The sequence below is a fragment of the Ruminococcus sp. genome, assembly GCF_019417665.1.
Classification (GTDB): Bacteria; Bacillota; Clostridia; order Oscillospirales; family Ruminococcaceae; genus Ruminococcus_C.
On the sequence record NZ_DXUU01000018.1, the window covers coordinates 41,001 to 51,148 of the forward strand.

The following is a 10,148-nucleotide window of genomic DNA, read 5'->3' on the forward strand; positions in this document are numbered from 1 at the left end:
CCTCAAGCCAGTTCGCCGTGCTTCTCGTAATGAGAGATCTGTCGTACAGCATTGTTTTCATCCACCAGCACCACACGAGGCTGCATCTGTGCTGCCTCTTCGGGTGTTACCTGGGCATATGTCATGAGGATCACCTTATCCCCGGTCTGCGCCTGGCGTGCAGCCGCACCATTGAGGCAAATGACACCGCTGCCCCGTTCTCCGGCAATGGTATAGGTCATAAAACGGTTGCCGTTAGCAATATTGACCACCTGCACTGCTTCATACTCCAGAATCCCGGCAGCATCCAACAGATCTGCATCTACGGTAATGCTGCCCACATAGTTCAACTCCGCCTGGGTCACTGTAGCACGGTGAATTTTCCCCTTGAGCATAGTAATGGTCACTGCACAGCACCTCCTGTCTGCATCATAAAGTTGTCAATGAGCCGTGTCTTGCCGATATACACAGCCATTGCCGCCAGGAATGGACGATCGAGTGTTTCGATCTGCTGCATGGTCATGAGGTCAACCACTTTCACATAATCAATTTTCGCCAGCGGCTCAGCTTCAATGATCTCTGTCATTTTCTGCACTAGATTTTTCGCATCGGTCTCACCCAGTTCTGCCAGCTGCTTTCCGGCAAAAATACTCCGGCTGAGCACCAATGCCGCCTTGCGTTCCTCTGGGCTGAGGTAGGTATTGCGGGAACTTTTTGCAAGTCCGTCTGCCTCCCGGACAATGGGGCAGCCCACGATCTCAATGTCCATATTCAGATCCAGCACCATACGGCGGATCACTGCCAGCTGCTGGGCATCCTTTTCGCCAAAATAAGCACGATCCGGCTGAACAATATGGAACAGCTTGGAAACCACTGTGCAGACGCCGCGAAAATGTACCGGACGGCTCAGTCCGCACAGTTCCTTTGTGAGCACATCCATATCCACAAAACTGCAAAAGCCCTTGGGATACATCTCCTCCGGCGTGGGATGGAAAATCAGATCTGCTCCGGTGCTTTCACAAAGGGCTGCGTCATGCTGTAAATCTCTAGGATAGCTGGCAAGATCCTCGTTAGGGCCAAACTGGGTGGGATTGACAAATACACTGACAACAACACGGTCATTCTCCTGACAAGCACGGGCAATCAGGCTCTGATGTCCCTCGTGGAGATACCCCATGGTAGGCACTAGTCCTACGGTCAACCCATCCTTGCGCCATGCTTTTATCTGCTTCCGTACTTCTGCAACGGTTTCTGTAATATTCATGATCATTCGGCCTCCTGTTCCAACTGTGCCATCACTTCATCTGAAATCGAAAAGGTGTGCTCCTGCGCTGGGAAATTGCCCTTTTGCATTTCTTCTTGATATAGTGCAAATGCATCCCGCATCACAGTACCTACATCAGCAAATTTCCGGACAAATTTTGGGCAATAGTCTGAGAACATCCCCAGCATATCCTGATATACCAGCACCTGTCCATCACAGCCTGCCCCGGCGCCAATGCCAATAGTGGGAATGGACAACTTTCTGGAGACCAGCTCTGCCAGCTTTGCCGGAACACATTCCAGCACTACAGCAAAAGCACCAGCTTCTTCCACGGCTTTTGCATCGGAAAGAAGCTTACGTGCTGCTTCCAAGGATTTCCCCTGAACCTTGAATCCCCCCAGAGTATTGACCGACTGAGGTGTCATGCCCAGATGGGCAACCACCGGGATCGAAGCGTTCACAATGGCACGGATCTGTTCACAGACCACTTCACCGCCTTCCAGCTTCACGGCACCAGCTCTTCCCTCTTTCATAAGCCGACCGGCATTGACCACGGCATCATAGACCGAGGTCTGATATGACAAAAACGGCATGTCCGCAACAACCAGGGCATTTTTTGTCCCTCTTGCAACTGCTGCCGTATGATGGATCATATCCTCCATGGTGACAGAAATGGTATCCTCATACCCAAGGATCACATTGCCCAGAGAGTCTCCCACCAACAGCATATCCATTCCGGCGGCATCCATCAGTTTTGCTGTGGAATAATCATAGCAGGTGAGCATTGCGATCTTTTCTCCCTGCTGTTTCTTTGCCTGAAGCGTCTGTACCGTTTGTTTCATATTCAATTCCTCCTGTGCAGCTGCCGGTATGACAGCTGCGCAAAAATAGTACAATTTCCACTGGGGAATACTGTCCTCTAGTATCATACCAGAAAGAACAGAGCTTGTCAAGATATGTGCTTTCTTTTCTGTCATCATGCTTCATTTTTAGTTTCACATTTTCGGTTCGAAAAGTGCACATTTTGCCGAAATATTTGGGCGAAAACACGAAAATTCTCCAGCCGTTGACAAATCATTTTCTTTTGCGTATAATGATAAATGGGGTAAAAGCAATTCTGCACCATTTCCGGCAGGACTGCTGATCAAAAGCGGCTTATACAATTTGTTTCATATGCCGCAGAAAGGATACATATATGCAGCATTTATGGAAATCCCTTGCCAGTGCCGGTACCATTGCCGCCGCAGTGGTTGGCTTTACAATGATGACCACACCGGCTGCCGCAGAAGAAGGCACTGTCCCGGCCGCTGCCAATACACCCGTTGCTACTGACACGCCTATTGCAACGGAAACACCCGTCGCTACAGGGACACCTGTTGCAACAGGAACAACTGTACCTGACTCTGGCGAACCTGGCTGGCATAATACAGAAAACGGCATCATCTGCTATTATGACAAAACAGGGATGCTTTGCACCGGATACCAGGAGATCGATGGTCTCCCTTATCAATTTGATGCAAACGGCATCCTGAAAACCGGCTGGCAAACTGTCGGCGACAATCGGTATTATTACGATCCGGAGACGGGAAAGCCTCAGTTCGGCTGGCTGAACTGGCACGGTGACCAGTATTATATCCAGCAGGACGGCGGCAAAGTAACTGGCTGGGTAACACTGGAGAAAAACGATACAGCATCCCGGTATTATTTCAACGAATATGGCGTGCTGCAAACCGGATTTTTCCGCACAGAAACCTCAGGCGGTCTGTATTACGCCAACGAAAGCGGCACCGTTATGGACGGCGGCATCCATGAGATCAGTGGCTCACCCTATTGGTTTTACGATGACGGCACATTACATACAGGCTGGCAGACCATAAACGGACAACGGCTTTATTTTCATCCCATCACCGGAGAAGCCGAATACGGCTGGATCATCTGGCATGACCAGTATTATTATATATCGCCTGACGCAGGAAAATACACCGGATTACAGCAAATCGATGGAGAATACTATCCCTTTTCTGAAACATCCGGCGCAGTAACAGAAGGATTCTGCACACTGCCTGATGAGACTGTCCGCTATTATTACAACGATGGCAGTTATCAGAGAGGCTGGATATCCGTCAACGGCATTTCGTACTATTTCTCCGAGACAGGTGCTATGCAGACCGGTTGGCAGTCTATTGACGGCGAGATCTACTACCTCGGTACAGATGGCGCAATGGCTGTGGGATTTGTGGAGATCGAAAACGAGACCTATTATTTTAACCCCGTTGGTGTACAGCAGTTCGGCTTACAGAAAATCGACCAGAAATGGTATTATCTTGACAGTGATACCGGTATTCTGCACTATGGCTGGATCACGCTAGATGAGAACACATATTATTTCCAAGAGGACGGCTCTGCCAAAATCGGATGGATGGATTCTGAAGGAAAACGATACTATTTTAATGCAAATGGTCAACTCTGCACCGGCTGGCAAACCATTGGCGGAAAACGATATTGTTTCCGCAGCGACGGCTCTATGGTAACTGGTTGGCAGACTGCTGCAAATGGCAGCCGCTATTACTTTGATGAAAACGGTGTTATGCTGACTGGGTGGCAAACAATAAGTGGAAATACTTATTATTTCCAGGAAAACGGCACTGATGTCCGTGGGATCGCAGTTATCAGCAACAGCAAATATTATTTTAACCCGGACAGCGGCATCCTTCTGAGAAGTCAGACAAAAAACGGCATCACCACCAATGCAAATGGCATTGTGACAAAGGTGCTTTTATCTACGCCTTATCTGAGCCAGAGTGGATTCCCTACAGGCTGTGAAAGTGCCAGCGCAGTGATGCTTTTGCGTGACGCTGGTTATTCCACCAGCATCGGTACTTTCATCGACACAGCACTGGACATCGGCTATCTCTACTATAACAATGGCATTTTATATGGTCCCGACCCCAGCAAGGCATTTATCGGTGATCCACGTTCTTCTCATGGTTACGGCTGTTATGCGCCTGTCATCACCAATGCATTGAATCGGGTACTCACTGGCGGCGATACAGCGAAAAATATTACTGGCACATCCATATCCACGCTCCTGACAAATTATATTGACAATGGCACACCGGTAGCGATTTGGGCCACTATCAATATGATGATACCGGACAACGGCACACAATGGATCGTACCGGAAACAGGCGGACTTTTCACCTGGAAACGTCATGAGCATTGCCTGGTATTGGTGGGATATGATGATAACTATTATTATATGAATGACCCATACAACAGCAACGGACTGAAAGCCTACTCCCGTGCCGTAGTTGAGGCACGCTATGCGGCGATGGGCTATCAGGCAGTGGTTATTGAGCAGAATTAAGGAGATATTGTTCTATGAAGATCCTGTTTATCCGACACGGCGACCCCGATTATGACATAGATTCTCTCACCGAAAAGGGATGGCGTGAAGCAAAGCTTCTCGCAGAGCGCATTTCACAGCTTGACGTGAAAGCATTCTACGTTTCCCCGCTGGGACGTGCAAAGGACACGGCTTCGCTGACCTTGAGCACAATGGGACGGAAAGCTGAGGAATTACCCTGGCTTCGGGAATTTCATGCACCCATTCCGGACTTTCACACGGGAGAACTGCGCATTCCCTGGGATCAGCTGCCGGCAGACTGGACAGCAGAACCGAAATATTACGATAAAACACGCTGGGCAGAAACACTCCCTATGTTACAAGGACATGTTATAGAAGAGGCAAAGCGTGTCTGGGATGGGTTGGACGGCATTTTGGAACAGCACGGATATGTGCGCAGAGAAAATTATTATGAGGCTGTCTCCCCTAATGAGGATACCATTGTCTTTTTCTGTCACTTCGGCGTCACCTGTGTCATGCTCGCCCATCTGCTGGGTGTTTCACCCATGATCCTCTGGCACGGATGCTGTGCAGCACCCACTTCCGTGACCTCTCTTATTTCCGAAGAACGCCGGGAGGGCGTGGCACTGTTCCGGATGAATGCATTCGGGGATACGGCGCATCTCTATGCCAACGGTGAAGAACCAGCGTTTGCTGCACGGTTTTGTGAAACTTTTGGGAACACAGAACAGCGACATGATTGAGGAAGATCGATTGTAAATCTGAGCATTTTTTACGCAGATCTTTTAAAGATCCTTGAAATTTGCCAAATTCTATGCTATAATGATACTATTATGATACATAGGAGGATGTATTATGTCTACAACATGCAATTACTGTGGCGCAGTGAACAACGACAATACCCAGTTTTGCAGCCAGTGTGGTGCGCAGCTTCAGCAGCCAGCACCCCAGCCGCAACAAGTACCGCCGCCTCAGCCCAATCTCTATTACCAGGCACCGCCTGTACAGCAGACCACAATTTATCAGCAGGGTGAAAAACCTGTCTCCATTCTGGGCTGGATCGGCTATTTCCTGCTGTTCTCCATTCCGGTGGTGAATATTATCGCTCTCATTGCGATTTTGTGCTCATCTCAGAATAAGACGCTGAAAAACTGGATCCTTGCACAGATTATCATGGTGGTACTTGCTGTGATCATCTGTGTTCTGATTTTCGTTGTTGCCGGCGTTTCCCTGAGCGATGCATTCAGCAACTATTAAACACAACAGCATACTATAAAGTTAACGGGGCTGTCGTAGCTGTTTTGGGGATTGTCTCGACTTTTGAGAAGTCCTTTGAAAATGCTCATGCTCATGGGCATCACACTCCTTTCAGATGGCTGATTTTTCTGTGCATATATGTTATAATCGAATATGTGCTATAGGGTGCAGACAGCACTGCAAATTAGAATTTGTTGAAAAATAATATATCGGAGGTAAATCTACTATGATTAAAAAAATATTGGCGATGATAACAGTGTTTGCTTGTGTATTCTCATTGGTAGGTTGCGGAGAAGAAGAAAAGACGAAAAAAGAATCATCTGTTGCAGAAAGCGTTGAAGATAAAGCTGAAAATTCATATGAAGAGGAAACGAAAGAATCTGAAGATAATAAAGCAGCTGAAATTGAAAGTGATGGACAGAGTGGTTATGCAACTCCTGAAGAAGCAGTTATGGGGTGTGAGAATTTTTTAGCTATGAAGGATGCAAGTGCATATACCAAAATGATAGATGAAGAAACAAGGAAAAAGTTTGAAGAAGAAGTCGGAGCAAGTGAAAAAGAAATAACAGAGGCTTATAAATATTGTGCCGACACAGGTAACCATGGTGAATATACAGTAACAACCTTAGTTGAAGCGCATGCTTTCGGAAATGCGAAGGAAGCTCTTGAAATAGAAAGGTATGCTGCTGAATATGAGGAGTATTTATCAACAATTGAGGAAACCGGAGCAGAAGATACATATGTTGAAGAATTAGATGCTAAGATGGAAGAGATGAAAGAAGCTGTAAAAAGTGAAGTTTCGTGGGCGGACGCTGAAGATGTAAAGTTTGTACACACAATTGACGATACAGGGACTAATTTACAAACTGGAATGTACTATACTTACAGCGTTCAAGGAAGATGGTATGTATCAGGAATCACGGAAAGTATGCTGAGAATAATTGAAGAACTTCTCACCAATGCTTCTAAATAATAAATAAAAAAGACCGCTTAAGACGATATCGATTTATAAAGGCATTTCTGATATTTCTATCAGAAGTGCCTTTGCGTTTGTTATGATGTTGACTTTTCGGAGAAAAATTGTAATATTCCAAAATATAAATCTTAGTTTGTAGATCGATTTACAGAATCAACAACCCCTCTCATCATAAATACTCGCCCCCGGATCCCCAACCCCACATCTCACCGCACGGTCAAGAGCCATAATCATAGCAACATCACCGTTTTTTGCCGCTATTTCGACATTTATCATCGAAGCAAAATATTTTTTCAAAAACCCCTTGACAAACGGAGAAAAATAGTGTACTATATAGCTAGTGCACTAGCATTCTAAAAGTAATTTATCATTCGTGAAAAGGAGGAAACGCAATGGATTTTCAGGCTAACTATCCCATTTATCTGCAAATTGCAGAGGATCTGAAACGTCGAATCGTCATCGGCGAACTAAAGCCAGGAGATAAACTGCCATCCAATGCGGAACTGGCCATGTCCTATCAGGTCAATCCAAATACGGTACAGCGAATCTACCGCCAGCTAGAAGCCGACAGGATCTCCTATGCAAAGCGAGGTATTGGCACCTTTATTGTAGAAGATCCCGAACTGCCGGAACGGCTTCGCCAGGAGATTGGCGAGCATCTGAGTGCAAATTATGTTGCACAGATGAAAACCTATCATTTCACCAAAGAAGAGATCATTGCGCTGCTGGAAATGCAGACAAAAACACAGAAAGAGGGAGACATATGCTGAAATTTGAACATGTCACAAAAGTTTACGGCGGGAAAAAGGCGCTGAATGACCTAAGCCTTTCTTTTCTTCCAGGACACGTATACGCTCTCGTGGGACCGAACGGCAGCGGAAAAAGCACCATGATGAAAGTGGCTGCCGGATTGGTAAAGCCAACAACCGGCACCGTCACCTACCGTGACACCCCCATCGGCGTAGAGACCAAGAAGCACATTTCCTATATGTGTACAGAACCGTTTTTTTACGACTATATGAAAATCCAGGACGTTGGACTATTCTACGCAGACTTTTTTGAAGATTTTGACACATCAAAATTTGCAACTTTGCTGCAATTTATGGAACTGACACCGGATATGAAGGTGCGTGCGTTGTCCTCCGGTATGGCGGCAAAATTGAAAATTGCTGCAACTCTGGCAAGAAATGCTGAAGTATGTATGCTGGACGAACCGCTAAACGGCATTGACCTTATCGGCCGTGACCAGATCATCCAAAGCATTCTCCGTGCCGCCAATCCGGATGCTACAATCCTCATCTCCAGCCACCTGTTTGACGAGCTGGAACCGATCGTAGATCACATTGTCATGATGGAAAACGGCAGTTTGGTCATGGAGGGTGAACTGGAGGATATTCGCACGCAGTATGGCAAATCCATTTCAGATCTCTACCGGGAACGCTTTGCATCCCAGTATCCGCCGACTACACCAACATTTTAACATAACAAAAGGAGACTATGATTATGGGCACATTATTGAAATATGAATTCCGTCGTTCCAGAATGATTTTTCTGGGAATTGCGGCGATCACCGTCTTTGTTGAGATTCTTTACCTGATCGGATGGTGCTTTGGTATTGAACCGCTGTTTGCCATCGGATTGATGGGCGGTATCCTTTGCCTTTGTCTGGGAACGGCGACAGCACTGCTCTATGGTGTTGTTATGTTCAACGATGACATTTCCAAAAAACCGGGCTATCTGCTCTTTTCCACACCTCGCAGTGCAGCACAGATCGTAGGCGCAAAGCTGCTTATGACATTATTTGCTCTGCTTGGCATTTCAATCTTATTTTTCCTGCTGATCAGTCTGGATGTGATCCTGTTCCTGAAAGAGTCTGGTATGACTATTGTTTCGCTGATTTCCCTGATTGATTCCAGTGTAACAGAAGCTGGTCTGAAAGACGCTATTTTCAATGGCTATAACCTCTTCGGACTTTGTATGTATATCCTCAGTTCTATCATTTCCTTCCTATTTAATGTCATCATTGCCTATGTGGTCATTGTCATGCTCAAAACCATCATGGGACAGCAAAAAGGCCGCACGATTCTGGGCATTATCCTCTGGTTTGTCATTACCAATGCCATTAGCACTTTCGCCGGCTTTATCAGCATGTGGGTCGCTCCGGACGGCATGATAGAGAGTGCGGTTTCCTTCTCCTCTACACAGATGATCGAAGAATTCCTGCATATCCTGTTCCATCCGGCACTGTATCTCCCCACAATGCTCATTAGTCTGGTCTGCGGTGTGGGCGGATATCTGCTTACCACCTGGATGATCGAGAAAAAGCTAAGCGTATAAGGAGTTTTCATGGAACAAGAAAAGGACGAAAAAGAGGAGATCCAGGATACTGACGCTTCTGAGTCGAAGAAAGAAACCAACTACCTTGCTGAAGGCATGTGTCTGGGTATTGGCGTTGGTACGATACTTGGCAAATTACTCTTTGATAATATGGTACTAGGCATGTGCTCTGGTATGTGCCTGGGAATGGCAATCGGATCTGCCATTCCCAAAAAAACAAAATAAACCAAAGCCGCCGGTTCTGTCTGAAATCTTAGAGTCTGTTCAGTATCTGGGCGTGCGCAGATTGCGCAGTCAGATTTTTTGGGAGATGAAGTGAAAAACGGAGGAAATCCTTTGTGGATTTCCGAGTATTTTCGCAAAATCTCCCAGAAAAGATGCAAGCAAGATGCGTGCGAAAAGATGCTGAACAGGCTCTTACTGTAGCCGCTGAAAAAAATGTTGTTCGCCGAAAGCATTATGTAAGAATGCCGTTGAAAAGTCGAGAATCTCGCAGAATGCGAAAAAATCCGGCTGGAATCAAAGAAGTTTTTAATAGAATGTGAAAGAATGCGTGAATACGAAAACTCGAATAAATCACCATTCAAACGGCGTATAAACGGCATAGAAACCGATATTAAATAGACTTATGACGATTAAAAGAAGCTTTCAGAAGTTCTCTGATGGCTTCTTTCTTTTGCAAGTGTGAGTATGAGATCCTCTTCGAACGATATAGTTCGGAGAGGATTTTTGCGTTAAGTTCGAGTGGGGTCTTAGAGGCGAAAGCCCCTAACAAAAAAGCGGTTAGCCGCTTTTAGTCTTTGGATATCCAAAGACGTTGCTTGCCGTAGAACAAACATCACGTTCCCTCTGAGATGTGCTGTTCACGAGCGGAAGCTTCGCATCCGATTTCGTCTGCAAAACGCTAAAATTACATTAGGTCACCTCTAAAAACCATAAAAACGACCTTCAACAGTGTCGCAGCAAAA

The 10,148-nt window shown here is 46.2% G+C and carries 12 protein-coding genes; 9 read left to right on the forward strand and 3 right to left on the reverse strand.

Features of this window, described 5'->3' with window-relative positions:
• Positions 1-2: 2 nt before the first annotated feature.
• Genes panD through panB form a run of 3 tightly spaced genes read right to left on the reverse strand, consistent with a single transcriptional unit; the run spans position 3 to position 2,085 of the window.
• A complete protein-coding gene (gene panD, locus QZ375_RS06590) occupies positions 3-386 on the reverse strand; it encodes an aspartate 1-decarboxylase (protein WP_295217107.1) in 384 nt (127 codons plus the stop codon).
• Positions 383-1,243, reverse strand: coding sequence for a pantoate--beta-alanine ligase (gene panC, locus QZ375_RS06595; protein WP_295217110.1), 861 nt, complete (start codon positions 1,241-1,243; stop codon positions 383-385). The genes panD and panC overlap by 4 nt, the downstream gene beginning before the upstream one ends.
• 2 nt (positions 1,244-1,245) lie before the next feature.
• Entirely contained in the window at positions 1,246-2,085 is an 840-nt protein-coding gene (panB, locus tag QZ375_RS06600) for a 3-methyl-2-oxobutanoate hydroxymethyltransferase (RefSeq protein ID WP_295217113.1), read from the reverse strand.
• A gap of 353 nt (positions 2,086-2,438) precedes the next feature.
• On the opposite strand from panB, the gene QZ375_RS06605 reads away from it, so the two are divergent.
• From QZ375_RS06605 to QZ375_RS06645, 9 genes are all read left to right on the forward strand, one after another.
• Positions 2,439-4,610 carry a C39 family peptidase gene (locus QZ375_RS06605; protein ID WP_295217115.1) on the forward strand — a complete coding sequence of 724 codons (2,172 nt, stop codon included), beginning with the start codon at positions 2,439-2,441 and terminating at the stop codon, positions 4,608-4,610.
• 14 nt (positions 4,611-4,624) lie between these two features.
• Positions 4,625-5,353, forward strand: a complete 729-nt coding sequence (locus QZ375_RS06610; RefSeq protein ID WP_295217117.1) for a histidine phosphatase family protein — start codon at positions 4,625-4,627, stop codon at positions 5,351-5,353.
• 112 nt (positions 5,354-5,465) lie between these two features.
• Complete coding sequence (locus QZ375_RS06615) at positions 5,466-5,867, forward strand: zinc ribbon domain-containing protein (protein ID WP_295217120.1); 402 nt, start codon at positions 5,466-5,468, stop codon at positions 5,865-5,867.
• Positions 5,868-6,093: 226 nt separating this feature from the next.
• Positions 6,094-6,840: a hypothetical protein gene (locus QZ375_RS06620; protein WP_295217122.1), complete on the forward strand. Its 747-nt coding sequence runs from the start codon at positions 6,094-6,096 to the stop codon at positions 6,838-6,840.
• Between the two features lie 395 nt (positions 6,841-7,235).
• Positions 7,236-7,613, forward strand: coding sequence for a GntR family transcriptional regulator (locus tag QZ375_RS06625; RefSeq protein WP_295217125.1), 378 nt, complete (start codon positions 7,236-7,238; stop codon positions 7,611-7,613).
• Positions 7,607-8,323 (forward strand): ABC transporter ATP-binding protein, encoded by a 717-nt coding sequence (locus QZ375_RS06630; RefSeq protein WP_295217127.1) that lies wholly within the window; start codon positions 7,607-7,609, stop codon positions 8,321-8,323. Before QZ375_RS06625 ends, QZ375_RS06630 begins: the two co-directional genes overlap by 7 nt.
• Before the next feature lie 23 nt (positions 8,324-8,346).
• The gene (locus tag QZ375_RS06635; protein ID WP_295217130.1) at positions 8,347-9,180 is read left to right on the forward strand and encodes a hypothetical protein; all 834 of its coding nucleotides are present in this window, start codon (positions 8,347-8,349) and stop codon (positions 9,178-9,180) included.
• Positions 9,181-9,189: 9 nt separating this feature from the next.
• Positions 9,190-9,405: a hypothetical protein gene (locus tag QZ375_RS06640; RefSeq protein WP_295217132.1), complete on the forward strand. Its 216-nt coding sequence runs from the start codon at positions 9,190-9,192 to the stop codon at positions 9,403-9,405.
• Between the two features lie 113 nt (positions 9,406-9,518).
• Positions 9,519-9,725, forward strand: a complete 207-nt coding sequence (locus QZ375_RS06645) for a hypothetical protein (RefSeq protein ID WP_295217134.1) — start codon at positions 9,519-9,521, stop codon at positions 9,723-9,725.
• Positions 9,726-10,148 lie beyond the last annotated feature (423 nt).